Raw genomic sequence first — 25,132 nt, 5'->3', positions numbered from 1 at the left:
GCCCAAGGCTGCCAATCCACGCAGACCGGCATGAGCGCTGGGGCTGCGCTCCACCTGGGTCCGTAGCGTGGTGGCTAGAAAACGTGCAAAATGTTTGTCCGCGGCCAGCCCGCCTCCGAGCGCGAGTGTGCCTGAAGAGGCGTCCATCATCTCGTGGCTCTTGCGGGCCACGAAGGCCAAGGCCTCGCGCGCTGCCCAGGCGATCTCGCGAGGATGAGCGGCGGCCGTCAGCCCGAGAACCGCACCTCGGGCATGCAAATCAGTCCAGGGAGCTCGCTCGCCTCCAGGTTCGAAGAAGGGGTGGAGCACCAAGGCGGAATAGTGCGGTTCGGTGCAGCGCGGTATGGCCGCGAACTGCTGGTGCAAATGCTGCAGAACGGTTGCGCCATTGAATGACGGGTGAAAGCACAGATAGCGATCGTCCAGTGCGAACCGCTGCACCATGGCACCCGAGGGGGTCTCGCGCATCTCGTCTGGCGAGGTCGCGAGGCAGGCGTGGATCGCGCTTGTCCCGAAGATCGAGGCGCGCGTCACCCCGCTTCGGCTGCCTAGTCCCAGACCGATCAGCGTCGCCTGCACGTCCCCCGTCCCGAGGAGCACTGGCACGCCCGCGGGAAAACCAGTGACTGCCGCCGCTGACGGCGAAAGGTTCGCCCTGCAGGACTCGATGGGGGTCAGCTCGGGCAGAAGCTCGATCCCCCGGCGGAGGCCGAGTGCCTCCTGCACCAAAGGGGTAGCTTCACCCTTTCGCCAACTCCCCCAAACCGGCAGGACGGCCGACGGCTCCGCCATCACCCGGCCCGTCAGCGACAGGAACAGCCATTCCTTCAGGCGCAGGGCGTGCGCGATGGCCCCGAAGCGCGCCGGATCGTTTTGTTGCATCCACAGGAGTTGCAGGCTCTGGGCGGCTGCGGTGGGACGCGATCCCGTCGCCGCTTGGATGACATCCAGTTCCGGATCCAGCTCGGCGGCCAGTCGCGCTGACCTTGCGTCCAGCCAAGTGATCGCGCGACCAACGGGCTGACCTTGCCCATCCACCGGCCAGAGCCCGTCGCCTTGCCCGGTGATCACGCAGCCGCTGACGGGGTTATTTATCTGTTCGGTGCACGCCCGCAGGACGGCGAAGGCCTCGCCACGGCTGACCTCCATGTCCTGCTCGACCCGGAGCCCTTCTCGACGCAGAGCGCCATTTGCGCGTTCAGCGGAGGCGATCATGCGCCCGTTCTCGTCGAAGGCCGCGGCCTTCACCGCTGTCGTGCCGGAATCGAGGCAGACAAGGACAGGGTGCATCGCGTTCACGAGGCCTGGCGAAGCCCCTCTCCCGTGGGCGTGCCTTGCTGGCCGTAACTCCTGAACTTCACCAGCACGTCGGCTATCTGGCTTTCGGACAGGACTGGCGGATCGCCCAGCGGCAGGCAGAGAAGATATTGGTGGGCCAGTTCCTCCACTGTGACCGCGAGCGCCAGTGCCCGTGCGATCGACACATGCGCGGCGATCACTCCATGATGCGCCATCAGGCAGGCGCGGCGACCCTCAAGCGCCTTCACCACCTGGTCGGCCAGCTCTTGCGAACCGAAAATCTCGTAAGGCGCGCAGCGTATGCTGTCGCCGCCCGCTGCAGCGATGACGTAGTGGATGGCGGGGATGTCGCGTTCGAGGACAGACAATGCGGTGGCATGGACAGAGTGAGTGTGGACCACCGCGTGCAGGTCGGGCCGCGCCTGCAGGATATCGCGGTGAAAGCGCCACTCGCTGGACGGCAGAACGTCGCCTGCAAAGGTGGCATCCCAGTTCATCGCAACGACATGCTCCGGCGTCAGCTGGTCGTAGGGAATGCCCGTCGGAGAGATCAGGAACCCGTCGCCGTGGCGAACGCTTATATTGCCTGCCGTGCCATTGTTGATCCGCAGACGGTTCATGCTGCGGCATGCCTCGACGAGTTCGCGGCGCAGATCCAGCTCGTTAGTCGTCATCGGAAGCTCACTTGCATGGGTGAAGCGGGGCGTCGCCCCCGAGAATACGCGCGATATCTTCGGCGATCATCCGGGCGGCCTTGGTGATGGAATAGCGCGAGGCACCGGCGATGTGGGGTGAAAGCGTCACGTTCGGCAGTCTGAGCAGGGGCCAGTCGGGCGGCGGCGGCTCCGGATCGAAGGTGTCGAGAGCGGCACCCTTAAGATGTCCGCGCGCCAGCGCCTCATAGAGCGCTTCGTAGGCTAGCACCTGTCCTCGCGTGGTGTTCACGATATAGGCGCCGGGCTTCATCATCTCGATCTGCGCTCGCCCAATCATCCCTTTGGACTGGGGCGTGACGCGCGGGTGCAGAGTAACCACATCCGAGCGGCGCAAAAGGTCGTCGAGTTCGACCTTCTCCAGACCCCGCTGCCTGTCCTCCTCGTTCAACTCCTTGAAGGGATCGTAGATCAGGAGTGGGCAGCCGAAGGGGTGAAGCAGCCGGGCGACGCGCGTGCCGATGTCGCCGTAACCGACAATCCCGACGGTAAGCTCACGCAGTTCCGGACCAGCGTGGTCGTAATGATAAAAATCGCGTCGGAAATCGCCGCTGGCGACCGACAGATGACCTCTGATCAGGTTGCGCGTCTCGGCGAGAAGCGAGGCGACAGTAAACTCGGCTACCGCCGATGCGTTGCGGCCGGGGGTGTTGACAACCGTGACGCCATAGTCGCGCGCGGCCGGCATCTCGATGTTGACAGGGCCGCCGCGGGACACTGCGATGATCCGGAGGTTTGGCGCATGGCTCAGGCTTGTCGCGGTCACAGGGGCGAGGTGCGTGACCAAGACGTCCAGATCAGCAAGGAAGGCAAAATAGTCCTCGGGCTGCCCTACGAACTCGGCAACCGGCAACAACGGATCGCGCTTGGTCGATTGCACCTTGAGAGGCCAGTCGAGCTGCATTCTGCGGAACAGCAGGTTTCGCCCAGCGAGGCGCTCTTTCAGGGCCTCCTCGAAGAAGCGGGGTTGCATGAAGCCATCGCCGATGATGCCGATAATTAGCGGGCGTGTGGTTGTGTCCATCCAGTCATCCTCAGGTCCGCGCCGGGTCGGAATCTTGTTCAGTCGCAGGGCCCGCAACGGGGAGCACGTCGCGGTAGTCCTCTGGCTCAACGGCGATACTCGCCAGAACCTCGGCCGTGTGCTCCGCGAACTTCGGCGGTGCACGCCTATAGCTGGCCGGCGTGCGCGACAACTTTATCGGACTGCCGGTGCCGCGATACTCTCCGATGTCGACCACCATCCCGCGGTGGAGCGTGTGCGGATCAGCCACCACTCGGTCGATGGTCCGCACTCCGCCGCAGGGGACCCCCGCCTGGATCAACGTTTCCGCCAGCTGATCGCAATCGAAGACCCTCAGCGCTTTCTCAAGCTCGACCTTCAGCTCATCACGGTGCTTGTTTCGCTGGCTGTTCGAGGCAAAGCGGGCGTCGCCCGGAAGATCCGGACGGCCGATTGTTGTGCAGAGCGTAGTGAACTGCCGGTTGTTGCCTACCGCGAGGAAGATCGGGTCTGTGCCAGTGGCGAACGTGTCGTAGGGGCAGATGTTGGGATGAGCATTGCCTGATGGCGCTGCCACCCGGCCGGACAGATAATAGTTCGGCAGATGCGGGTGCAGCAGCGACACGCCGCAGTCGTAAAGGCTCGTTTCGACAAACTGTCCGGTGCCGCTCAGCGCACGCTCGTTCAGCGCCATGAGAATGCCGATGGTTGCGTTCAACCCGGTCACCATGTCGACCACCGGCAGGCCCACGCGCAACGGAGCCCCGCCGAGTTCGCCGTTGACGCTCATGATGCCGCATACGGCCTGGATCGCCGCGTCGTAGCCCGGTAGTCCCCCCATTGGCCCATCGGCGCCGAAGCCGGAGACCCGGCAATGAATCAGTTTCGGGAAACGACGCGACAGGTCGTCATATCCAAGACCCCAGCGCTCCAGCGTTCCGGTCTTGAAGTTCTCCAGGAACACATCCGCATCCCTGAGCAGCTCCATCAGCAGCTCGCGACCTGCCGGCTTCCCGAGGTCGACGGCTATACCGCGCTTGTTGCGATTCAGACCGAGAAAGTAGCTGGCTGCCCCGTCCAGGAAAGGCGGGCCCCAACCTCGGGTCTCATCGCCTGCCGGGGGTTCAACCTTGATCACGTCCGCCCCGTGGTCAGCAAGTATTTGCCCCGCATAGGGCCCGCCGAGGACGCGGCTTGCGTCGATCACCTTCAGGTTTGCTAGAGAGCCGGTGTGCGTCATGGGTCAGTCCGATCGGTCAGTGAGCCTCACCGAGACCCGCGAGATCGCGGCGCCAGTCGGCGACATAGGCAGGATAGGTTTCTTCGAGTTCGTTCAGCACCTGCCTTCGAAGAAGCCCAAGCGTGCTGGCGTCGAGCGCTGGCGTGACCGGTGGGTTTGCGGGATGGGCGAAGTCGAATCCTGTGGCTTCCTGCACTTCCATCAGGTCGTGACCCGGGTGAAGGCTGTCTAAGGTGAAGCCAGGCCGCTGTCGGTCGAAGCTGAACAGCCCCTTGCCAGTGAGCAGCGCCACCGGGCCGCCCGGACGATAGACTTCGGGGGAACTGACTCCGGGGGCACTGATGAAGTCGACATTCTTGACGAAAACGCGGGGCGTATGCTCCTCTCGGAACAGGATCACGCGCGGAACGACAAAGTAGAGATAGGCCGATCCAAAGGAGCCGGGCCAGCGCACCTCTGATCTCGGGTAATCACCGAGACCGACCAGATTTACGTTCGCCTGTCCGTCAATCTGACCGCCGCTCAGAAAGAACGCGTCTATCCGACCTTGCCCGGCCGCATCGAACAGCTCCGCGGAGCCGTTGGTGAAGAAATTGTGCCTGACCGACCCGAGGATGGAGAGACGTGCCGCTGGGACACCGTTGCGTTCGTCCAGCGCGCGACGCAGCATCGCCCCTGCCGCAGGTATGGGCGATGTGGCCCCGACCGCTACGTGCCGCACACCTTCTAGCAGGCGTGCGATGGTGCCGATCAGCAACTCTCGCGGCAAGGTTTCCGCGCTCATGGATGCACGCGAAGTGCTTCGGACATGTAGTCCGCGAAGCCCTGGGCCGAGCGGGCGGCCACGGCGTAGCGCTTCAGTTCGTCAACATCCGTCGCGTATTCGCCCCAAAGACCATACGGCCAAGCCCCACGCGGCGCTTCGGCGATTGCCGTGACATAGAGCGCGGGAAGAACCCCGGCCGCAGTCATTTCGTCGTCAACAAGGCTGCCGTCTACAACGCGCTCGACGGTCACAAGAGTTTCGCCCGAGGCATATGCCATGGCAGCGAGTTCCCGCCGCCTGCCGATCCAGACATTGCCGAAGCGATCCGCCATAGGAGCGTGGAAGACGGCGACATCTGGCCGGATGGCCGGGATCAGGACGATCGGGTCGCCCGCTGCTGCAAATGGATTGTCCATCACACGCCAGTCGTCACGATTGCGAAGCACATCCGACCCGATAAGGCCGCGCATCGGCATGAATGGGATGCCCTTCTGCGCCGCCATGAGTCCTGCGTGAATCGCCGGGCAGGTAGCGTCGCTCAGATGTATCGCTCCATCCTTAACCGCCTGGTTGAAGCGCGGAGCCCCGCCCGCTTCCCCCAGGCTGACCGCGCTTGTCTCTATGGAGTGGACAAGACCCGCGCCTATCAACTGGTCCACCTGAAGACCGCCGGTGGGAACGCACACAAGGTGCAGCTCTCCTGCTCCGTGCGCGATGATGGGCCGCGTCATAGCCATCGCGACACCGGCATAGTCGACCGGCAGGGCGACGTGCATGCGGGGCCCTATGCGGGCGGCCATCTCGTCCAGGTTGCTCAGCACGTTCAGGCTTCCTCAATCGAACGCAAAAGGCGTTCCACATTTTGAAACACGTTTCCAAAACACGATAGCTAACGCCGAACAGAGGTGTCAATCGCTCTTCCGGCGCCTTCGCACGGTGGGCTCGGCTCCGAAGCCGCCTGCCTAGCGAAACGCCTTGACAAGCCTCGGGCACGCCAGAAGATGAGAAACAGAATGACGTTCTATATTGTGGAACACGCAGGGGGGACGATGGTGGACACTGCGGCGCGGCGCTCGTCACGAACCGAGCAAACGCTCTCCATACCTGTGCAGGAAACTCGTGCTCAGGGCGTTATCGGCTCCAGCATATCCATACGGGAGGTCGTCAAAGCCTACGGCACCTTTCGCGCAGCGGACCGGATCAGCCTTGAAATTCAGTCTGGAGAGTTCGTCACGCTGCTTGGCCCTTCGGGCAGCGGAAAAACCACGCTCCTGAATCTCCTGGCCGGTTTCCAGCGGCTGGATGGCGGCGAGATCCTGATCGATGGCAAGCCGATCCATAACGTTCCGACTCACCGCCGCGGTTTCGGCATGGTGTTCCAGAGCTATGCCCTGTTCCCCAACATGACTGTCGCGCAGAATGTCGGTTTCCCGCTGCGCATGGCAGGCGTGGACCGCGCCACCTCCGAGCGGCGGGTCGCTGAGACGCTCGAGATGATGCGCTTGTCCGAACATGCGAAAAAGGCGCCGACCGAGATGTCGGGTGGGCAGCAGCAGCGTGTCGCCATTGCTCGCGCGATCGTAATGCGCCCGAAAATCGTTCTCATGGACGAACCGCTGAGCGCGCTTGACCGTCGCCTTCGGGAATCCATTCAGATCGAAATTCGTGATCTCCATCAGAGAATTGGCAGCACCATCCTGTTTGTCACTCATGACCAAAGCGAGGCCTTGACCATGAGTGACCGGATCGCCGTTATGGATGCAGGACATATCGTCCAGTTCGGTCGTCCAACCGAGATCTATCGTCACCCGGAAAGCCGGTTCGTCGCGTCCTTCGTAGGGGAGAGCAACCTTATCGAGGCCGACATCCTGCAGAAGCGCGGAACCACGATGATTCTGCGCAGCCGGTCCGGTTACGTGTTCCAAGCAGAAAGCCGCAGCGCACCCAGCGAAGATCATGTCACGGTGCTCGTTCGGCCCGAACGGGTGGTCCTGCACGAGTCTGCGTCGGACGCGACCGCTTCTACCATCGTCGTTTCGTCCCTGTTCTTGGGAGAGATGCTGCGGATCGAGGTTGAAATGGCAGGCGGCGAAAGATTGCTGATCCGTTGCCCGGATGCGCCGGGACGGTCTCTCCCACCGGTTGGAAGTCGCCTGCATGTGAGCTGGGGTGCTGAGGACTGCTGGGTGCTGTCATGACCCACGCGCCGCGTTTGCAAGAGGCGGCGCCGTCGCCGCGACTAACAAGCCCAGGGTTGTTGAAGAACCCGGCGCTGCTGCTGGTCCCGGCGGTGGTCTTCCTGGCGGTCATCTATCTGCTACCGCTGTTCGACCTGGCGCGGGTCAGCGCCTCGGGAACCCCGTGGTGGACCCATTTCGAACGCGTATTCTCCGTCCCGCTCTACTGGGAATCACTCCTGAGAACGATGCAGATCGCTCTCATCGTCGCGATCATTTGCGCTGTTTTTGGATACCCGACGGCGCTTCTGATCCACCGAAGCCGTGGCATTGCACAAACATTGATCACTGCGGCAATCGTCCTACCCTACTTTATCGCCATCCTGATCCGGACTTACGCCTGGATGGTGCTCTTGGGTCGCAACGGCCCGATCAACAAGTTCGCCATGTGGCTTGGCCTCTACGATGAGCCGCTTGGCCTGCTGTTCAATCGCGGCAGCGTGCTTCTGGGCATCGCGGCAGTGCTGATGCCGCTAATGGTCCTGAGCATTTATTCGAGTCTGGCGCGCCTCGACCCGAGCCTCACCCGTGCCGCACTGGCCAGTGGGGCGGGACCCTTGGCAGTCTTCTGGCGCGTGCTTTTGCCGCTCACCTTGCCGGGTGTTGGGGCGGGCTTCCTGCTGGTTTTCGTCAGCGCCCTCGGCTTCTTCATCACACCCACGCTGCTTGGCGGGCCGAGCGACCAGATGTTTGCGATGCACATCACGCAGCAGGCCGACTCGATTACCGGCGAGGGTTTCCTTCAGGCGCTCGGGGTCGTGCTTCTAATCATTACTCTCATAGTTGTGGGGATCGCCGGGCGCTTGCTGGGACTGGAGTTCATATGGGGCGGCGGCAAGTTGTCGGAAGCGGAAGTGCAGCCGCTGAAGTCTTCAGCGACATCTTCCGCAGGCAGCCGGCGCAAACTGGGCGCCATGATCGCGGATGCGGTGGGATGGCCAGTCTTGCGGTTGCTGGGGCGCCTTCCCGCCGAGTGGGGCACATGGACGGTGCGCCTGATGGGAGGGTTCGTGATCTTCATGCTGATCCTGCCGCTACTCGTCGTGATCGTCATTTCGTTCAGCAAAGCAAGCTACCTGACCTTCCCTCCCGCTGCGTATTCCTTGCGGTGGTATGAGAAGTTTTTCTCGGATTCGACTTGGATGACGGCCTTCTGGAACTCGCTGACGATTGCGGCGCTCTCAGCCTGCATTGCCGTCACGCTCGGCGCCACGGCGGCTATGGGCATCGTGCGCAGCAGCATCCGCGGTAAGTCCGTGCTCATGCTGCTGCTGGTCAGCCCATTGATCGTGCCGCCGGTGGTGCTAGGCCTTTCACTTTACAGCCTATTCCTCAGGCTCGATCTCGTCGGAACCTATTGGGGCCTTGCGGCGGCGCATGCGATCGGGGGCATTCCGATCGTGGTGGTAATTGTCTCCGCCTCCCTGCAGGCAGTGGACCGGAGGCTTGAACAGGGGGCGGCCGTGCATGGCGCCTCGCCCCTCACGGTTTTTCGCACGGTTACGCTGCCAGCGATTGCTCCAGGATTGGCAGCGGCGGTGTTTTTTGCCTTCCTGCACTCATTTGATGAGCTGGTGCTGTCGCTTTTCCTGTCCAGCCCGCGCATGCGCACGCTGCCACTGATGCTGTGGGCTGACGTCAACTATCAACTGAACCCCGTGCTGGCGGTGGTCTCGACCCTTGAGGTGCTGCTGGTCGTTGGAGGGATAGTCCTCGCGCGCCCGGTCCTCGCGCGCTCCCGCGGAGCAACCTGAACCGGAATCGATTCTTACAGTGGAGGAAGACGGAATGCTTGGACTGAACCCGATCAAGGGCATGGTGTCGGCTCTGGCCGCAACCACTCTACTTGCAGCAGGCGCTGGGGGTGCCTGGGCGCAGAGCAACGAAGTCATCATGCAGGACCCTGGCGGCGGCTACGGCGAGGCGCTGCGCGAGGTGATGTATGATCCTTTCGAGGAGGAAACTGGCATCGACGTTATCACGGTGCAGGAAGCCCGCAGCGGGCCGCGCATCAAGGCGCAGGTAGAAGCCGGCAAGGCAGAGTGGGACCTGACCTTCATCTTCGATCAGGAAACCAAACTGCTCGGCGACTGCTGCCTGGCCGACATCGATTATAGCATGATGTCCGAAGAGGCGCAGAATACCCTGGCCGCTATGCCCGACAATCTGAAGCGGCCGAAGGGCGTGGCGCTGCAGGTGATTGGCGTGGGTCTTGTCTACAACACCGATGTCTACGCCGCGGACGCCGCGCCGCAGAGCTGGGCGGACTTCTGGGATGTCGAGAAGTTTCCTGGCAAGCGCTGCATGCCGGCATGGCCGCGCTTCACAATGGAAGCGGCGTTGATGGCGGACGGCGTGGCGAAGGAGGACCTTTACCCCTTGGACGTGGAACGGGCACTGACAAAACTGGAGCAGATAAAACCTCACGTCTCCAAGTGGTGGACAACCGCCGCACAACCACCCCAGCTGCTTCTGGATGGCGAGGCGGACATGTGCATGGCTTACACCGGTTCGACCAGTCAGCTGGCACTGGAGGGCGCCCCGCTGGAGGTCGAGTGGAACCAGGGCTTCGTCTACTACGATTTCTTCTCCATTCCCAAAGGCGCACCGAACATCGAAAACGCACACAAGCTGCTTTCCTGGCGCCTGGAACCGCAGCGCGCTGCCGAGTTGACATCGAACTTCCCGGTTGCGCTGCCTTCGCCAGTCGTTTTCGAGGCGGCAGATCCGGAAGTCAGCAAGTATTGGGCCAATAATCCGGCGAACACAGCGAAGGCGATCGAGTGGAGCCCTGACTACTGGGGTGCGCCTTCGCCCGACGGCAAGACCACCAACGAGGAATATGGCCAGGAACGTCTGAACTCCCTACTCGCGCAATAGGCAGCAGGGGCGGTCGCGACAGCAATGTCGCGGCCGTCACGTCTCGCGCACCCGGCATATCGCTGCCCGGATGCGGGAGGAACGAGATGTAAGGAAGCATGCAGTCAATGGAAAAAGCTCTGGTCAAAGGACTGCGCCTGATAGAACTGCTCGCCACTAGCGAGCAGGCCCGCGGCGTAACCGATTTGGCGGCTGAACTCGAGTTCACCAAGAGTAATGTCCATCGACTGCTCAAGACGCTGGAAGCGTATGGCTTTGTCCGACAGAACTCACAGAGCACCTATGAGCTCACAACAAAAGTGTGGGAACTTGGCAGCCACGTGATCCGCCGAATGGATCTGACCAAAATCGCCAAGCCTGCTATGACGCAGCTGGCAAAGGTGACCGGCGAAACGATCCATCTTTCCGTGCTTGACGATACCGACGTGATTTACGTGGACAAGGTCGAGAGTGCCCACCACATTCGCGCTCACACGAGCGTGGGTGCGCGCGCCCCCGCTTACACGGTGGCGACCGGCAAGGCGATGCTCGTGCACATGCCAGACGATTATCTTGACCGCTTCCGTCCGCATCTGCGCCGCTACACGAGCACAACACGGGTCACGATCGAAGACTTGCGTCAGGACATCGAACAAGCGCGGCGGCTGGGTCATGCAGTCGTGCCGAAGGGCGAGTGGCGCGAAGGCATAGCAGCATGCGCCTGCGCGATACTCGGACGCTCCGGCGAGCTGGTGGGAGCAATCGGAGTATCTGGGCCGGACTCACGAATTCATCACGAGCAGCTGCAGGATTTTGCGATTCATGTCATGGAAGCCGCCAGGACCGTTTCAGTTGCGCTCGGTTACTCCGGCCCCGCTGGCGACCGCCGATGATGTCCGCATCAGCAAGGCGGCGCGGATTCTTTCAAGAAAGCCGAAACATCTGCCAAGACGGGCAAGCCCAGCACCTCTTCGCAGGCCAGCGCCGTCTTAAGCAGCTTCCGGTCTGACCCGGGTGGGCCCATGAGCTGAATGCCCGCAGGAAGGCCGCCTCGGGGTGTGGGCAACGGCAGGTTCGCGCCGCAGAGGTCAAGATAGTTTCCGGGCTGGGTGTTCCGCGTCACCCCCAGCGCCAGCACCAAGCCGGCCTGCGGGTCTTCCAGGTCACGCACCCGTGCGGCGGTGCCCATCGTCGTGGGTGTGACCCAGCCATCGCACCCGTCGAAGCGCCGCAAGACCGCCTGGCGGCTCGCCGTTCGCTTTGCCTCAAGTTGGAGCAGCTCGACCGCCTTCACCTCGAGCCCCGAGACGACACGCTGTGCGACGACGGGGTCCATTTGTCCCAGGCCCGCCTCGGCGCGGGCGCGACCCAGTTCGGCCACGAGACTGACAGGAAGGACGACCGGAAAGTAGGCCTCGCGCTCAGGCGCCTCGGGAACGTCGACATCGGCGACCCGCGCGCCGGCCTTCGTCAGCGCGGCGATTGCAGCCTCTGTTCGCGCAAGAACCTCATCCGAGATCATCTCGAAGAAGTAGGATGTCGGCCGTCCCAGCCGGAGCGAAGCGACCGAAGCCGGCGAGACTATCGGCGTACCGGTCATCACACTGTGAACGATCGCCGCGTCCTTGGCAGAGCGGGTCAGATAGCCGATACTGTCGAGATGCCGCGCAAGCGGAAATGCGCCATCGGTGGGCAGGACACCGGTGGTGGTCTTCATGCCGAAGACGCCGTTCAGCGCGGCTGGAACGCGGACCGAGCCACCGGTGTCGGAGCCTAGCGCAAAGGCGCACAGTCCCGCCGCGACAGCCACACCCGAGCCTGAGCTCGACCCACCCGGCAAGCGCGCTTCGGCGCTGTCCCACGGGTTCATCGGCGTGCCGCGCGTCGATGAAATCCCGGTGGCACCAAGGGCAAACTCTACCATCTTGGTCTTGCCAAGGATGACACAGCCCGCGCGGCGCAAGGTCGCGACGACGGAACCCTCGTTCCCGATCAGATCCGAGACGTCCAGATCCGTTCCGGCTCGCGTGGGCATGCCATCTACTGCAAGCAGATCCTTTATGGCGATGGGGACGCCCATCAACGGCCCGAGATCTGTTCCCGCCTTGCGCAAAGCATCGATCGCGCGGGCAGTGGCTATCGCAGTATCATGTGCAACATACTCGAACGCGCCAAGCCGATGGTCTACGGCGTCAATTCTCGAGAGATAGGCGCGCGTCGCCGCCTCGCTCGTCAATTCTCCCGAACGGAACCGCCTTGCGAAATCACTCAACCCCTCAGTTCCGAGTGGATCCTGCTCGAGTTCCGCCATTCATTCCCCCGCCACGTCCGATTCTAATTCGTTGAACTTGGGTTTGCAGACTCGGCCGAAAAGACGATCGTTCACACGGAGTCGGCTCCGCCGGCGCCAGTTGACATGCACATCCCCTTACCGCCAACTGCCCATCGCTACAATCAACCGCCTCTGGCCGTGCAGGGTTGCCCGTCGGACAGAGACGTCCTGGGGAGGAAAATCACATGAAAACAGCAGTTGTCGCCGTGATCGTCGCGGCGCTGGGCCTATCCACGGCGGCTCATGCCGATGTGGAGATCGGCGTCGTCAACTCGCTCTCCGGTCCGTTCGCCGCGTTCGGCGAGCGCTACCGCACGGGCATGGAACTGGCGGTCGAAGAGATCAACGCTGCCGGGGGCATCAATGGCGAACCGCTGGCGCTGGTTGTGCAGGACGATCGATCCGAGGCGCAGAGTGCACTTGCCGCGGTCGAGCAACTCTCCGGGCAGGACGTGCCGATGATCATCGGGTCCTACGCGTCGTCGATCACGGGACCAATGGCGCAGTTGATGACCCGGCAGGAAATACCGCTGCTGGTGCTGGGTAGCGCCGATGACAGCATTACCAAGCCCGGCTCAGATTGGGTCTTCCGGGCCAAGCACAACTCGACGATCGTTGCCAATACATACTTCGATTTCTTTGACTGGCTGAAGACAAAGGAGGGCGGTGAGGAAATGACCACCGTCGCGATGCTCTATGGCAATGGTGCGTGGCCCACCTCTCTTGCCGAGCGCGGAAAGGAGATTGCGGCGGAGCGTGGCTACGAGGTTGTGGGCGATCAGGCCTATGACCAGGGGGTCACCGATTTCCGGCCCATGCTGAACCGCTTTCTCTCCGCCGAGCCGGACATCCTGTATATCGTGTCCTATGCCGAGGACGGGGTGGCAATCACCCGCCAGATGCGTGAAGTCGGACTTTCCGCGAAGGTCATCGCCATCGACACCTCCGCCGCGCTCCCGAGCTTCCCCGAGCAGGTGGGCGATCTTGCGAACTACGTCGCGACCGTCGTCAGCTGGAGCAAGGACGTCCAGTATGAGGGGGCGCTGGACCTGAGCGAGCGTCTCAAGGCAAAGACCGGAAGCGATCCCTCGTTCTACGAGGCGGAAGGCTATCTGGCAGTGCGGGTCGCGGCTGATGCCCTGACACGGGCGGGTTCGACCGACCGCACGGCAGTGCGCGATGCGCTTGCATCGACGGATCTGCAGACCCCCGTGTCGACGGTGAAGTTCGAGGAATACGACGGGTTCAAGAATCAGAATCCGATCCGCAGCCTGGTGCTGCAGATCCAGGACGGGCAGCATGTGACCGTCTTCCCGGAGGACTTGGCTGCCGCGCCGGTCCTGTTCCCCGCGCCTGCATGGGATGCGCGCTGAGTTTGCACACTCCTCTTTAGGCGGCTTCAAGACGCCCACGGTCTAGCCGATGTCGATCGGACGTCGGCTGGACCTGATTATTCCACCTGACGGAGCCGTCATGTCCGAACTTGTCCCCTTGCTGCAGAATATCTCCAACGGGCTTCTGATCGGTGGGGTCTACGCGCTCATCGGGGTCGGCCTGACGCTGGTGTTCGGCGTAATGGGAACGATCAACTTCGCCCACGGAGACTTTGTCGTTCTGGGAATGTACAGCGCGGTTCTGTTCAACGCAGTTTTCGGGTGGGATCCCTATATCTCGCTACTCATCGCCGTGCCCGTGGGTGTTCTTGTTGGGATCGCAGTGGAGCGCGGCATTCTTGCGCGGATCGCCGACGCACCGCCAGAAAGTGCAATGCTCGCGACGCTCGGCATCTCGCTCATCATCGGCAACGGGCTGCTGCTTACTTTCGGAGGCGAGCCCAAGTCCGTGCAGGTCTCCTACGCATCGTCGACGTTGCCGATCGGACCGGTCAACATCTCGATAGTGCTGCTGCTGGCTGGGCTGGCGACAGTGCTGGTCATCCTTGGTCTCTACATGCTGCTGAACCGCACCGAGATCGGGCGGGCGATCCGTGGCACGGCAGAAAACCGCCTTGGAGCCGAGCTGGTCGGCATCAACACGAAGCGCATCCACTCCATCGTGTTCGGGATCGGCGTGTCGCTGGCGATGACAGCCGGTGTGACGCTGATCCCGATGCTGTTCGCGACGCCGTCCGCCACCGGTGCGATTTTCACGCTCAAGGCTTTCGTGGTGACGGTGCTCGGAGGTCTCGGCAATATCGGGGCAGCGATCGGTGGCGGGGTGTTGCTCGGCCTCGTCGAGGTGCTGGGGGCATCCTATCTCGACGCGGCCTATCGGGATGCCTACGGGCTGATCGCATTCCTGCTGATCCTGCTCCTGCGGCCCGAGGGTCTGTTCGGCTCGACGGTGAAGCGCGTATGATCCGGCACTTCACAGTTCTCGGGATCGCAGTTCTCGCAGGACTTGCCTATCCGCATCTGTTTCCCAACGCTCTGACGATCGCCATCTCGGTTCTGCTGTTCGCCGGATGGGCGACCTCCTGGGACATCCTGGGCGGCTGGGCCGGGCAACTCAGCCTTGGTCACGCCGGCTTCGTGGGGCTGGGGGCCTATTTCGTGGCGATCGGGCAGTCCGACTACGGTCTCGCGCCTTGGTGGGCGATGATGCTCGCCATGATTGCCGCGGCGGCTTTGGCCTTTGCCTGGGGCCGGATAACCTTCGGCCTCCGCGGGCCCTATTTCACTCTGTCCACTATCGCCGTTGCAGAGATCCTGCGGATGATTGCGATTAATGAGGGCTGGCTGACGGGGGGGGCTACCGGCGTTTTCATCGCCACCCTGCCCGAACCATTCGGAATCGACCTGTTCTCACGCGTCGTGCACTTCCACATGGCTCTGGCGTTCTCCGTCTTGACCGTCGCCATTGTCATCATCATTTCGCAATCGCGCTTTGGCTATCAGCTTCGGGCGGTCCGCGAAGACGAAAGCTCTGCAATGGCTGCGGGGATCAACCCCGTGGTCGTGAAGTTGAAAGCGTTCATGCTGTCGGCCGCACTCGTCGCGCTTGGAGGCGGCATTTACGGGATATTCCTCTCCTTTCTCGAGCCGCATATCCTGTTCTACCTGTTCCTTTCGATCCAGATCGCTCTCACCGCGATCATCGGGGGACGCGGGACGATCTGGGGCCCGTCGATCGGGGCGTTGCTGCTGATCGGCAGCGGCGAGATCTTTCGCGCGGCGTTTGCGCAGGCAAACCTTCTGATCTACGGCCTGCTGATCCTGGTCGTGATCCTGTTCCTGCCGCGTGGCATCTTCGGCGAGATCCAGCGCAGGGCTGTAAGGAGGCGCTATGCTCGAAGCACTCAGGGCTGAGGGCATCACGGTCCGGTTCGGGGGCGTCACCGCCGTGGACCACGTGTCGCTTACGCTGAAGGATGGCGAGATCCTCGGGCTGATCGGGCCGAACGGCGCTGGAAAGACCACCCTGTTCAACGCGCTCACCGGCTTCGTGCCTGCGGGCGAGGGCAGGATCACCCTCTACGGGCAAGACGTGACGCGCGATCCGCCCTATCAGCGGACCCGCGCGGGTATGGGCCGGACTTTCCAGACCGAACGGCCGTTCGAAGAACTGACAGTGCTGGAGAACGTTCTGGTCCCGGCCTTTCTGAAAACGAAGGGACGCCACGAAGCCAGGGCTTTGGCCTTGGAGATGCTGGATCAGGTGGGGCTTGCCGATCGTGCCGAACAGCCGGCCCTGGACCTCAACCTGGCGCGCCGGCGGCGGCTGGAGCTGGCCAAGGCACTCGCCGTGCGTCCCCGCATCCTGTTCCTCGACGAAATCATGGCCGGCCTGAACCCACCTGCGCTGCGCGAGATGATCGGCTTTGTCGCAGGCCTGCGCACGCAGGGGCTGGCGATCGTCATGGTAGAGCACATCATGCAGGCCATCATCGAACTGTCCGACCACGTGATCGTGCTGGCCAGCGGCAAGATGATCGCCGAGGGAACGCCCCAGGCCGTCACCTCGGACGACCGCGTCATCGAAGCCTATCTGGGGACCGACTGATGGCTGATCCGATCCTGCGGGTTGAGGACGTCGACCTCGGCTACGGGCCCCTGACAGTCGTTTTCGGTGCGACGCTGGAGGTCGGGCCGGGGGAACTGGTGGGCCTCGTTGGAGGCAACGGCAGTGGCAAGTCGACAATGCTGCGCGCCATCTCGGGCATGATCGCGCCCAAGCGCGGCCGGATCATCTTCTCAGGCCAGGAGATCGGCAAGGTCCAGCCGCATCAGATGGCCCGTCGCGGACTTGCTCATGTCCCGATGGGACGGCAGCTCTTCCCGAACATGACGGTGGACGAGAACCTGATGCTGGGCGCCTACCTTCCTGAAGCGCGGGAGGCACGCGAGGAAAACCTGGCGAAGGTGAGGACGCTATTCCCCGACCTGGTCCGCTATGGCTCCACCCCCGCCGCGGCGCTTTCGGGCGGGCAGCAGCAGATGATCGCCATCGCGCGGGCGCTGATGCTTGGCCCGAAGATGCTGATCATGGACGAGCCGAGCCTCGGTTTGTCGCCGCTGTTCGTCAAAGAAGTCATGGCAGCGATCCGCCGCGTGGCTGAGTCCGGCATGCCGATCCTTCTGGTCGAGCAGAACGTCAAGCAGGTGCTGACGGTCAGCGATCGGCTCTATGTGCTCGAGAACGGACGGCTGGTGCTGGACGGCCCCTCGTCCGAACTGCAGGGACACCCGATGATCCGGAAGGCTTACCTTGGTTTGTGACAGATCCGAAAGGAATCGCTGGTTGAACCGACCGGCGTTCTCACGCCCCTTGCAGATGGCGCAAGAGCGGGGAGTCCGACACTAGTCCAAGCGGCTCAGGGCGTGAAGCTCGAGCGTGTGGACTCTTATCGCACCCGGGCCAGAGCCTCCACCAGCAACCTGCGCAGAGCAGCGTCCGTGTTGAAACCAGCGTGTGCGGTCACGGTGACGTTTGGCAGGGACAGCAAGGGATGACTGGGCGGCAGCGGCTCCTCGTCGAAGACGTCCAGGGCCGCGTGACCGAGATGGTCGGCCGACAGGGCCGCGCCCAGCGCCACGGTGTCGATGATACCGGCACGAGCAGTGTTGACGATCACGGCACCCCGCCGCATCCGCCGCAGCGCAGCGGCATCGATCATCCCGGCGGTCTCAGGGGTCAGTGCCAGATGGAGACTGATCACGTCCGCGGCCTCCAGCAGCGCACCGAGCGGCATCAGTGGGCACGGCGCGTCATGCAGGGGCGAGCGGTTCCATCCGATCACCCGGAATCCCAAGGCTGCGGCCAGCTCGGCCGTCGCCCGGCCGATCCCGCCCATGCCGACGACGCCAAAGGTCAGGTCCTGGAACTCTCGACCGGCGAGCGGCTCCCAATGCCCAGCACGCAAGCTGCGGTCCATCGTCGCAATCTGGCGCAGCGCGCTCAGTGCCAGCGCTATGGCATGCTGGCCAACGGCCTGGTCACCATAGCCGCGGATCGTCTCGACCGTGATGCCGCGGGCGTCGACCGCCGCCATGTCGATATAGGATGATGCGCCGGTGCCCAGAAAAATGATCCGCCGCAGTGACGGGGCAGCATCAAGGTCGTCGGCGGACATGTAGGTATGACCATTCCAGACGATCTCGGCGCCAGCAATCAGGTCGCGAAGCTGCCTGGAATCAGGATCGCCTACATGGATGGTCATGTCCTCGGGGCGATCGAGATCCTGAAGCACCTGCACGCTATGCGGGGTGGCGTCCACATAGACGAGCTTGCCCATCGTCACTCCATCGGATGAATGATGCGGTGCAGGAAGTCCTGGGTCCGGGGATGCTGGGGGTTGCGCAGGACGTCCTGCGGCGGCCCCTGCTCGACGATTGTCCCACCTTCGAGGAACAGAACACGGTCGGCAACGGCGCGGGCGAACTCCATCTCATGTGTGACGACAACCATCGTCATGCCCTCGGCGGCGACATCGCGCATCACGGCCAGCACCTCGCCCACCAGTTCAGGATCGAGGGCCGAGGTCGGCTCGTCGAACAGGATCGCCTTTGGGTGCATCGCCAGTGCCCGTGCGATCGCCACGCGCTGCTGCTGCCCGCCCGAGAGTTTCGCCGGATAGACGCCCAGCTTGGATCCCAGTCCGACCTTGTCCAGCAAGGCCGCGGCCTCGTCCCGTGCGTGGGCACGGCTCACTTTCTTGACGAAGACCGGCCCCTCCATGACGTTCTCAAGCGCCGTGCGGTGCGGAAACAGGTTGAAGCGCTGGAACACCATCGACACCTGCGTGCGAATGTCGGTGATCGAGCGGTCTGCGATGTCAACCTTCGCGCCTTCGATCGAGATCGCGCCGCGCTGATAGCTCTCCAGTCCGTTGATGCAACGCAGGATCGTCGACTTGCCCGATCCGGAGGGGCCGATGATGCAGACGACCTCGCCCTTCTTCACCTCGAACGACACGCCCTTGATGACCTCCAGCGCGCCGAAGGATTTATGGATGTCCTGAACCTGGATCATGGCTGCGAATACCTCTTTTCCAGGTGCCGGGTGAGGAAGGTCAGCGGAAGGCTAAGGGCGAGATAGATCAGTGCCACGAGTGTGAAGACTGTCATGTTGTCGAAGGTCGAGGCGGCAATCAGCTGCCCCTGCCGCGTCAGTTCGGCCACGGTGATGGTCGAGACAAGCGACGAATCCTTGAGGATCATGATGATCGTGTTGCCGAAGGGCGGCAGCACGATGCGAATGGCCTGCGGCAGGATGACCCGGCGCATGACAAGCTGATCGGTCATTCCGATCGAATGAGCAGCCTCGATCTGGCCCTTGTCGATCGCATCGATCCCCGCCCGGAAATTTTCGGCCTGGTAAGCCGAGTAGGCGACGCCCAGACCGATGATCCCGGCCTGCATTGCGGTCAGGTTGATCCCGATTTCGGGCATGACGAAGTAGATGTAGAACAGCTGCACGATGATCGGGATGCCGCGGATGATCATCACGAACCCGCGGCTGATCGCGACCAGAACGGGGATGCGGGTCCATGCCATGACCGCCCAGACGAATCCCAGAAGCGTGCTGAGCACGACCGAGAAGAACGTGATGACCAGCGTCAGCCACACCCCCTCCATCAACAGCGGCAGGTAGTCGGCAGCCCGTCCCCAGAAACCCATCGGCGATTGTCCCGTTCAGTGCTTGGTCAGGCGGGACGGCAACGAACCGTTGCCGTCCCTGCTGGAATCACTCGATGCCCCACTCGGCGATGATTTCGTCCAACCTTCCGGACTCCTTGATCTTCGCGAGCCCGGCGTTCATCCGATCCAGCAGCTCGGGCTCGTCTTGGCGCACGGCGATGGCGACGTCGCCCACTATGGTGCTTTCATATTCCGGGACGAGCCGCACGTCGGCCGCACCCTGCGACAGTTGATAGGCCACGATCGGCCGATCGCCAAAGCCCGCGTCGATCCGGCCAAGCGAGACGTCGCGCATGATGTCCGCAATGGTGTCGTAGACCTTGACCTCTTTCAGCTTGCCGCTGGACTCCAGCGGTTCGACATAGGCGGTGCCCACCTGCGCGCCGACGACCTTGCCTTCGAGATCGTCAAGCGACGCATAGGCCGTCGTGTCATCCTTGGGAACGAAAAGGCCCTCGCCATAGGAATAGACCGGTTCGCTGAAGGCGACGACCTTGGCGCGCTCCTCGGTCGCATACATCGCCGCCGCGATCACGTCGATCTTGCCTGAGGTCAGCGACGGGATCAGGGCGCTCCACTGCGTTGCCTGGACATCCGGCGTGAAGCCCTCGCTTTCTCCGATCGCATTGATGATATCGACCATAACCCCGTCGATCTCGTTGGTCTGCACGTCGAGGAAGGTGAAGGGCACGCCTGACGGCGTCGAGCCGACCTTGAGGGTTTCCTGGGCCAGAGCTTGCCCGGACAGGGCAACGCTGGCCGCGAGCGCCAGCACGGCACCACGCATCGTCCGAGTCACTTGGTTCATGTTGATCCTCCCAGATCTGATTGTTGTTCATCAGCATTGAAATTCGTGGCCGCTTGTTTCAGTCTGACGAGACAAGCATCGGGTTGTCAACGCATGTTCCGCCTATGAGCCACGCCGTCAAAGCCCTGCCCCCGGACGCAGCAGACCAGGACGATCTTGGCGCGCGGCTGCGGCGGCGACGCAAGGTTCGGGGGCTTTCACTGAAAGAGGTTGCGCAGCGGGCCGACGTCTCGATCGGATTGGTGAGCCAGGTCGAGCGCGGGCTGACGATGCCCTCTGTCCGGTCACTCGGGGCGATCTGCGGCGCGCTGGAAATGCCGGTCGGCTGGCTGTTCGAGACGAGCGATGGGGGTGCCGCCGACGACCTCGTGGTAAGGCGGCATCAAAGACGGGTTCTGGACCTTGGCGCGAAGGGCATGGTCAAGGAATTGATGACACCCGACAGCTGCACCGGCATCCAGATGATGCGGCTGGTGATCCGCCCGGGCGGCTCGACAGGCGACACCCCCTATAATCACCCCAGTGGTGCGAAATGCGGCACCGTTCTGTCGGGCCAGCTGATGCTCGAGGTCGATGGTGACAGCCGGCGCCTGGACACGGGGGACAGCTTTGCCTTCGACGCGACACGCATGATCCGCTTTTGGTGCGAGGGCAGCGAGGCAGCCGAGGTTCTGTGGATCGTGACGCCGGCCGTCTACTGAGGGGATTGCAAGAAATGATTCAGAACGAAGAGGACGTGATCGCCAACTCCCTGTGGACGGCGACCGCCAACCCAGCTCCAGACTGTCCGCCGCTTCACGGAAAGGCGGAATGCGACGTGGCAGTAATCGGCGCCGGCTTCACGGGTCTTTCCGCTGCACTTCACCTGGCCGAGCGGGGAAAGCGTGTTATCGTGCTGGACACCCACGCTCCCGGGTGGGGGGCATCGGGGCGCAATGGCGGTCAGGTCAACCCGGGCCTGAAGGAGGATCCGGACACGATCGAGGCGCGCTTCGGAGCCGATGTGGGCGGCCGCATGGTCGCCATGTCGGGCGGTGCAGCGCAGTTCGTCTTTGATCTGATCGGTCGTCTGGGAATCGAATGCGATGCCCGGCAGACCGGATGGATCCAGCCGGTGCACAACGCCACGGCGGATGCGGTGGTGCGCCGACGGGTTGCCCAGTGGACCCGGCGCGGTGCTCCGCTGCGGATGCTGGATCGGGATACGACCGTGGCGCTACTGGGCACCGAGCTCTATCTTGGCGCGATGCTCGACGAACGCGGCGGAAACCTGCATCCGCTGGACTATGCGCTGGGTCTGGCCCACGCCGCGATCGGTGCCGGAGCGATCATTCACGGAAACAGCCGCGTCACTGCGCATGAAACACGTGGCTCCGATCACCTGCTGCGCACCGCCGGAGGCGAGGTCACGGCCCGCACGGTGCTGGTCTGCACGAATGGCTACACGTCTTCCGTCGTGGCGCCGATGGACCGCACCGTGGTGCCGATCCGCTCGGTTCAGGTCGCAACCGATGTCCTGCCACCCGAGATCGCGGCAAGCATCCTGCCTCAGGGTCACTCGGCCTCCGACAGCCGTCGGCTGCTCGTGTATTTCCGCAAGGACGCGGCGGGCCGGTTCGTCATGGGCGGACGCGGCAACTACTCGGCCGCGGCGACCCGACGCCAGATGCAGGTGCTGCGCGAAGCCTCCGTCAAGCTCTACCCCGACCTGCGGGACATTCCCTGGCGCTATGCCTGGGGCGGTTACGTGGCGATGACCGCGGATCATTATCCCCACCTGAGCCTTGTCGCGCCGGGCGTGATGGCGGCAATGGGTTATAACGGACGTGGTGTCGCGGTCGCGTCGGCCATGGGCAAGGTTCTCGCCGACTGGGCAACCGGCACGCCAGAGAGCGAGCTGGACTACCCCGTGACGCCGCCGATCCCGATCCCGTTCCACTTCATGCGGAAGCCTGCCGTGATCGCAACCGTGGCATGGTCGCGGTTGCAGGATCGGCTTGGGCGATAGGACCGACAGGAACTTCCGTATTGCTCGCCCATGTTCCTGATCCCGAACGCCCCACATTTGCGGTACAGCACGAGCTCTTCTATGCTTCATTTGTGCCTCGATGGCCGCCTGTCAGATGCGCGAGGCGCTGGCGCGGTAAACATCGACGTCGATTGGGCCGAATCAGGACATCTCGTTGGTTCAGGCGACGGACGTGGCTGAGCCGAAAGCGCGCTTCGGCGTCCGCACGACGAACCGCTTGCGGATACGATCTGCTTCGTCCGCTAACGTTTGAAGAGGGGGAGAAAAGCGCCGCCCCGAGATGCCCGGCAGGGAACGCACCCCGTGAACGCAATCCCAAATCCCTTGGACATCATATCAAAGCGCTGAATCCGTAGGCTCGAAGCTGTGCGCTGCCGGGCCTCCCGGCCTCGAGGCGGACCGCGAAGCGGCCTACTACCAGCCTATGTTTGCAGTTCGCGTTTGGTGCCGCTAGGGACATCCGCCATGGTGTGGCGCACGGAGGACAGGGCGCATGACGATGTGGGGCACGTTCCTGAAGCCCATGCACCCCGAGGGCTACCGCTTTCTGGCGTTCTTCGGCCTGGCGACGCTGGTGCTGTTCGTCGTGTGGGAACCTCTCGGGTGGCTTGGGGTCGGCCTGACGGTCTGGTGCTACTACTTCTTTCGTGATCCCCGCCGCGCGGTGCCGCAGGGCGACGGGCTGGTCGTGAGTCCCGCCGATGGCGTGGTCTCGCTGATCGAGCCCGCAGTTCCGCCTGCGGAGCTTGGCATGGCGCCGGTGCCGCTGACCCGGGTCAGCGTCTTCATGTCGGTGTTCAACTGTCATGTGAATCGTGCGCCTGCCGAAGGCCGAGTGGCAGTCGTCGTTTACCGCCCCGGCAAGTTCCTCAATGCCTCGCTGGACAAGGCCAGCGACGACAACGAGCGCAACGGATTGTGCCTGGAGCTGGCGGACGGCAGGCAGCTCGCCGTGGTGCAGATCGCCGGATTGGTCGCGCGGCGCATATTGTGCTGGACGCAAGTCGGGCAGCATCTGCGGACCGGCGAGCGGTTCGGTCTGATCCGCTTCGGCTCGCGACTCGACGTCTACCTGCCACCTGGCGTGACCTGCCTGGTGGCGATCGGCCAGACCATGGTGGCAGGCGAGACGGTGATCGCCGAGCTCGGGCGAGCTGGCCCGGCCCGTCCGGCGCGGGTCGACTGATCTGGCCCCCCGACCGGATCCCAAGTTGCGGTTGCCGCTGGAGCAGCTGCTGCCCAACCTGGTGACGCTCGGCGCACTCTGCGCGGGGCTCACCGCGATCCGCTTTGCAGTTCAGGGCGCCTTCGACACGGCGGCAGGGCTGATCATTCTCGCCGCAGTGCTGGACGGACTGGACGGCAGCTTGGCCCGCCTGCTGAGGAGCGAGAGCGCCATGGGGGCGGAGCTCGACTCGCTGTGCGACTTTGTGGATTTCGGCGTCGCACCGGCGCTGGTGATCCATCTCTGGGCCTACGGCGGGGCGGGCGGCGCTGGCTGGATCGCGGCGCTCGTCTTTGCGGTGGCCTGCGCCCTGCGGCTCGCTCGCTTCAACATCCACAGCCGGGTCCCGTCCACGGGCGAACCGCGCCCCAAGACCTTTTCCGGCGTGCCATCCCCCGCGGGCGCCATGCTGGCGCTACTGCCGATCTTCGTCGCCAATCTGATCCCCGGCGCTGTCCTGCCGGCGCCGCTCTGTGCGGCCTGGCTGGTCATCGTGGCGGCTCTGATGGTGAGCCGCCGTCGCACGCCCGCGTTCGGGCCGGTGCGCGTCCGAGTCTCGCAGGCACGCCTGCTGCTGCTCGCGGCGGTGGCGCTGGGGGCCGCCCTGCTGACCTATCCCTGGTTGACCCTGGTCGTGCTGGACCTCGGTTATCTGATGATGTTGCTGCCTGGGGCAGAGCTTCGTCGGCGCTTCGCACGAAAGGACGGATGAGTGGATCTGCGGGCGGTCGAGAAGTCCTATGCACGCTGGGCGCCGGTTTATGACCGCACCTTCGGCGCCCTCACCAATGTCGGGCGGCGCCGCGCCACTGCGATGCTCAGCGAGCTTGGCGGTGCGGTGCTGGAACTGGGGGTGGGCACCGGCTTGGCATTGCGCCACTACGGGCCGCGCGTCACGGTCACCGGCATCGACTACAGCGAGGAGATGCTCGCGAAGGCGCGTGCCAAGGTGGCCGCCGAGCGACTGGCGAACGTCGCAGCCCTGTGCCGGATGGACGCACGCGATCTTTCATTTCCCGACGACAGCTTTGATCACGTGGCCGCAATGCACGTCATGTCCGTGGTCCCGGAGCCCGAGCGGGTCATGGCCGAGATCGCGCGTGTTGTCCGGCCCGGCGGCACGGTGATCATCGTCAACCACTTTCGGGGCAATCGGGGTGTGCTCGCCCTGGCCGAACGCATCGCCTCGCCCTTTGCGAACCTGCTGGGATGGCACTCGGACTTCGATCGCGAACGGGTGCTGAGTGAGCCCCGTCTCCGCCTCGTCGCCGAGCAGAGGTTGCCGCCGCTCGGCTTGATGACGCTGATCCGGCTCGTCCGGGAGAGCTGACTATCGGTGTTTCGGTCTGTGATTGACCAGCCGTGCCGGGCTCGACTCCACAGTCCGGAGTCCAGTCGATTTCTGTGGGATACCAGACCCACTGCGAGCGCAGTGATCACGCGACATTGTTCACCCTCGAACCCGCAGGTTTTGTGCTAGAA

The 25,132-nt window shown here is 63.5% G+C and carries 25 protein-coding genes; 14 read left to right on the top strand and 11 right to left on the bottom strand.

Annotation, left to right across the window (positions count from 1 at the left end):
• The 6 genes from Q0938_RS11010 to Q0938_RS10985 form a co-directional block, all read right to left on the bottom strand.
• Positions 1-1,290, bottom strand: a 1,290-nt coding sequence (locus Q0938_RS11010) for an FGGY family carbohydrate kinase (RefSeq protein ID WP_299362085.1), incomplete at its 3' end; no start/stop codon positions are given.
• Between the two features lie 5 nt (positions 1,291-1,295).
• Positions 1,296-1,973: a class II aldolase/adducin family protein gene (locus Q0938_RS11005; RefSeq protein WP_299362083.1), complete on the bottom strand. Its 678-nt coding sequence runs from the start codon at positions 1,971-1,973 to the stop codon at positions 1,296-1,298.
• 7 nt (positions 1,974-1,980) lie between these two features.
• On the bottom strand, positions 1,981-3,036 hold the full coding sequence (locus Q0938_RS11000) for a 2-hydroxyacid dehydrogenase (protein WP_299362080.1): 1,056 nt from the start codon (positions 3,034-3,036) through the stop codon (positions 1,981-1,983).
• Between the two features lie 10 nt (positions 3,037-3,046).
• Positions 3,047-4,255: a CoA transferase gene (locus Q0938_RS10995; RefSeq protein WP_299362078.1), complete on the bottom strand. Its 1,209-nt coding sequence runs from the start codon at positions 4,253-4,255 to the stop codon at positions 3,047-3,049.
• 16 nt (positions 4,256-4,271) lie between these two features.
• Positions 4,272-5,039 (bottom strand): CoA transferase, encoded by a 768-nt coding sequence (locus Q0938_RS10990; protein WP_299362076.1) that lies wholly within the window; start codon positions 5,037-5,039, stop codon positions 4,272-4,274.
• Positions 5,036-5,842, bottom strand: coding sequence for a CoA transferase (locus Q0938_RS10985; protein WP_299362074.1), 807 nt, complete (start codon positions 5,840-5,842; stop codon positions 5,036-5,038). Before Q0938_RS10985 ends, Q0938_RS10990 begins: the two co-directional genes overlap by 4 nt.
• A 192-nt stretch (positions 5,843-6,034) precedes the next feature.
• On the opposite strand from Q0938_RS10985, the gene Q0938_RS10980 reads away from it, so the two are divergent.
• The 4 genes from Q0938_RS10980 to Q0938_RS10965 all read left to right on the top strand — a co-directional run bounded on the left by Q0938_RS10980 (position 6,035) and on the right by Q0938_RS10965 (position 11,010).
• The gene (locus tag Q0938_RS10980; protein WP_299362072.1) at positions 6,035-7,219 is read left to right on the top strand and encodes an ABC transporter ATP-binding protein; all 1,185 of its coding nucleotides are present in this window, start codon (positions 6,035-6,037) and stop codon (positions 7,217-7,219) included.
• Complete coding sequence (locus tag Q0938_RS10975) at positions 7,216-9,012, top strand: ABC transporter permease subunit (RefSeq protein ID WP_299362070.1); 1,797 nt, start codon at positions 7,216-7,218, stop codon at positions 9,010-9,012. Before Q0938_RS10980 ends, Q0938_RS10975 begins: the two co-directional genes overlap by 4 nt.
• A gap of 34 nt (positions 9,013-9,046) precedes the next feature.
• Entirely contained in the window at positions 9,047-10,138 is a 1,092-nt protein-coding gene (locus tag Q0938_RS10970) for an extracellular solute-binding protein (RefSeq protein WP_299362068.1), read from the top strand.
• Positions 10,139-10,245: 107 nt separating this feature from the next.
• Positions 10,246-11,010, top strand: coding sequence for an IclR family transcriptional regulator (locus tag Q0938_RS10965; protein ID WP_299362066.1), 765 nt, complete (start codon positions 10,246-10,248; stop codon positions 11,008-11,010).
• An 8-nt stretch (positions 11,011-11,018) separates the two neighbouring features.
• On the opposite strand, the gene Q0938_RS10960 is transcribed toward Q0938_RS10965, so the two are convergent.
• A complete protein-coding gene (locus Q0938_RS10960; RefSeq protein ID WP_299362064.1) occupies positions 11,019-12,428 on the bottom strand; it encodes an amidase in 1,410 nt (469 codons plus the stop codon).
• Between the two features lie 206 nt (positions 12,429-12,634).
• Between Q0938_RS10960 and Q0938_RS10955 the strand changes: the two genes are divergently transcribed.
• From Q0938_RS10955 to Q0938_RS10935, 5 genes are all read left to right on the top strand, one after another.
• Positions 12,635-13,822: an ABC transporter substrate-binding protein gene (locus Q0938_RS10955; RefSeq protein ID WP_299362062.1), complete on the top strand. Its 1,188-nt coding sequence runs from the start codon at positions 12,635-12,637 to the stop codon at positions 13,820-13,822.
• A 100-nt stretch (positions 13,823-13,922) separates the two neighbouring features.
• A complete protein-coding gene (locus tag Q0938_RS10950) occupies positions 13,923-14,807 on the top strand; it encodes a branched-chain amino acid ABC transporter permease (RefSeq protein WP_299362060.1) in 885 nt (294 codons plus the stop codon).
• On the top strand, positions 14,804-15,757 hold the full coding sequence (locus tag Q0938_RS10945; protein WP_299362058.1) for a branched-chain amino acid ABC transporter permease: 954 nt from the start codon (positions 14,804-14,806) through the stop codon (positions 15,755-15,757). The genes Q0938_RS10950 and Q0938_RS10945 overlap by 4 nt, the downstream gene beginning before the upstream one ends.
• The gene (locus Q0938_RS10940) at positions 15,735-16,451 is read left to right on the top strand and encodes an ABC transporter ATP-binding protein (RefSeq protein ID WP_299362056.1); all 717 of its coding nucleotides are present in this window, start codon (positions 15,735-15,737) and stop codon (positions 16,449-16,451) included. Before Q0938_RS10945 ends, Q0938_RS10940 begins: the two co-directional genes overlap by 23 nt.
• On the top strand, positions 16,451-17,167 hold the full coding sequence (locus Q0938_RS10935; protein ID WP_299362055.1) for an ABC transporter ATP-binding protein: 717 nt from the start codon (positions 16,451-16,453) through the stop codon (positions 17,165-17,167). Before Q0938_RS10940 ends, Q0938_RS10935 begins: the two co-directional genes overlap by 1 nt.
• A 125-nt stretch (positions 17,168-17,292) precedes the next feature.
• Here the strand turns inward: Q0938_RS10935 and Q0938_RS10930 are convergent, their stop codons facing one another.
• The 4 genes from Q0938_RS10930 to Q0938_RS10915 all read right to left on the bottom strand — a co-directional run bounded on the left by Q0938_RS10930 (position 17,293) and on the right by Q0938_RS10915 (position 20,363).
• A complete protein-coding gene (locus Q0938_RS10930; RefSeq protein ID WP_299362053.1) occupies positions 17,293-18,183 on the bottom strand; it encodes an NAD(P)-dependent oxidoreductase in 891 nt (296 codons plus the stop codon).
• A 2-nt stretch (positions 18,184-18,185) separates the two neighbouring features.
• Complete coding sequence (locus Q0938_RS10925; RefSeq protein WP_299362051.1) at positions 18,186-18,920, bottom strand: amino acid ABC transporter ATP-binding protein; 735 nt, start codon at positions 18,918-18,920, stop codon at positions 18,186-18,188.
• Positions 18,917-19,567 (bottom strand): amino acid ABC transporter permease, encoded by a 651-nt coding sequence (locus tag Q0938_RS10920; RefSeq protein ID WP_299362049.1) that lies wholly within the window; start codon positions 19,565-19,567, stop codon positions 18,917-18,919. The genes Q0938_RS10925 and Q0938_RS10920 overlap by 4 nt, the downstream gene beginning before the upstream one ends.
• A gap of 67 nt (positions 19,568-19,634) precedes the next feature.
• Positions 19,635-20,363 carry an ABC transporter substrate-binding protein gene (locus Q0938_RS10915; protein WP_299362047.1) on the bottom strand — a complete coding sequence of 243 codons (729 nt, stop codon included), beginning with the start codon at positions 20,361-20,363 and terminating at the stop codon, positions 19,635-19,637.
• A gap of 137 nt (positions 20,364-20,500) precedes the next feature.
• Here Q0938_RS10915 and Q0938_RS10910 point away from each other — a divergent pair, with 137 nt between their 5' ends.
• The 5 genes from Q0938_RS10910 (at position 20,501) to Q0938_RS10890 (ending at position 24,980) form a co-directional block, all read left to right on the top strand.
• Positions 20,501-21,097 carry a helix-turn-helix domain-containing protein gene (locus tag Q0938_RS10910; RefSeq protein ID WP_299362045.1) on the top strand — a complete coding sequence of 199 codons (597 nt, stop codon included), beginning with the start codon at positions 20,501-20,503 and terminating at the stop codon, positions 21,095-21,097.
• Between the two features lie 14 nt (positions 21,098-21,111).
• The gene (locus Q0938_RS10905; RefSeq protein ID WP_299362043.1) at positions 21,112-22,404 is read left to right on the top strand and encodes an FAD-binding oxidoreductase; all 1,293 of its coding nucleotides are present in this window, start codon (positions 21,112-21,114) and stop codon (positions 22,402-22,404) included.
• A gap of 514 nt (positions 22,405-22,918) precedes the next feature.
• Complete coding sequence (locus Q0938_RS10900; RefSeq protein ID WP_299362041.1) at positions 22,919-23,611, top strand: phosphatidylserine decarboxylase; 693 nt, start codon at positions 22,919-22,921, stop codon at positions 23,609-23,611.
• A gap of 25 nt (positions 23,612-23,636) precedes the next feature.
• Entirely contained in the window at positions 23,637-24,362 is a 726-nt protein-coding gene (locus Q0938_RS10895) for a phosphatidylcholine/phosphatidylserine synthase (RefSeq protein ID WP_299362039.1), read from the top strand.
• Positions 24,363-24,980: a methyltransferase domain-containing protein gene (locus tag Q0938_RS10890; protein ID WP_299362037.1), complete on the top strand. Its 618-nt coding sequence runs from the start codon at positions 24,363-24,365 to the stop codon at positions 24,978-24,980.
• Positions 24,981-25,132 lie beyond the last annotated feature (152 nt).

Origin of the sequence: uncultured Paracoccus sp. (assembly GCF_947496875.1) — a bacterium.
GTDB lineage: Bacteria > Pseudomonadota > Alphaproteobacteria > Rhodobacterales > Rhodobacteraceae > Paracoccus.
Note: the sequence above shows the minus strand (reverse complement) of the source record. Positions and strands in the feature narration are given on the sequence as shown.

Bases quoted from the DNA above. Each gene is read 5' to 3' on its own strand.
- Q0938_RS11005 (WP_299362083.1), bottom strand. From the start codon at position 1,973: ATGACGACTAACGAGCTGGATCTGCGCCGCGAACTCGTCGAGGCATGC.
- Q0938_RS11000 (WP_299362080.1), bottom strand. From the start codon at position 3,036: ATGGACACAACCACACGCCCGCTAATTATCGGCATCATCGGCGATGGC.
- Q0938_RS10995 (WP_299362078.1), bottom strand. From the start codon at position 4,255: ATGACGCACACCGGCTCTCTAGCAAACCTGAAGGTGATCGACGCAAGC.
- Q0938_RS10990 (WP_299362076.1), bottom strand. From the start codon at position 5,039: ATGAGCGCGGAAACCTTGCCGCGAGAGTTGCTGATCGGCACCATCGCA.
- Q0938_RS10980 (WP_299362072.1), top strand. From the start codon at position 6,035: ATGACGTTCTATATTGTGGAACACGCAGGGGGGACGATGGTGGACACT.
- Q0938_RS10975 (WP_299362070.1), top strand. From the start codon at position 7,216: ATGACCCACGCGCCGCGTTTGCAAGAGGCGGCGCCGTCGCCGCGACTA.
- Q0938_RS10970 (WP_299362068.1), top strand. From the start codon at position 9,047: ATGCTTGGACTGAACCCGATCAAGGGCATGGTGTCGGCTCTGGCCGCA.
- Q0938_RS10965 (WP_299362066.1), top strand. From the start codon at position 10,246: ATGGAAAAAGCTCTGGTCAAAGGACTGCGCCTGATAGAACTGCTCGCC.
- Q0938_RS10960 (WP_299362064.1), bottom strand. From the start codon at position 12,428: ATGGCGGAACTCGAGCAGGATCCACTCGGAACTGAGGGGTTGAGTGAT.
- Q0938_RS10955 (WP_299362062.1), top strand. From the start codon at position 12,635: ATGAAAACAGCAGTTGTCGCCGTGATCGTCGCGGCGCTGGGCCTATCC.
- Q0938_RS10950 (WP_299362060.1), top strand. From the start codon at position 13,923: ATGTCCGAACTTGTCCCCTTGCTGCAGAATATCTCCAACGGGCTTCTG.
- Q0938_RS10945 (WP_299362058.1), top strand. From the start codon at position 14,804: ATGATCCGGCACTTCACAGTTCTCGGGATCGCAGTTCTCGCAGGACTT.
- Q0938_RS10940 (WP_299362056.1), top strand. From the start codon at position 15,735: ATGCTCGAAGCACTCAGGGCTGAGGGCATCACGGTCCGGTTCGGGGGC.
- Q0938_RS10935 (WP_299362055.1), top strand. From the start codon at position 16,451: ATGGCTGATCCGATCCTGCGGGTTGAGGACGTCGACCTCGGCTACGGG.
- Q0938_RS10930 (WP_299362053.1), bottom strand. From the start codon at position 18,183: ATGGGCAAGCTCGTCTATGTGGACGCCACCCCGCATAGCGTGCAGGTG.
- Q0938_RS10925 (WP_299362051.1), bottom strand. From the start codon at position 18,920: ATGATCCAGGTTCAGGACATCCATAAATCCTTCGGCGCGCTGGAGGTC.
- Q0938_RS10920 (WP_299362049.1), bottom strand. From the start codon at position 19,567: ATGGGTTTCTGGGGACGGGCTGCCGACTACCTGCCGCTGTTGATGGAG.
- Q0938_RS10910 (WP_299362045.1), top strand. From the start codon at position 20,501: ATGAGCCACGCCGTCAAAGCCCTGCCCCCGGACGCAGCAGACCAGGAC.
- Q0938_RS10905 (WP_299362043.1), top strand. From the start codon at position 21,112: ATGATTCAGAACGAAGAGGACGTGATCGCCAACTCCCTGTGGACGGCG.
- Q0938_RS10900 (WP_299362041.1), top strand. From the start codon at position 22,919: ATGACGATGTGGGGCACGTTCCTGAAGCCCATGCACCCCGAGGGCTAC.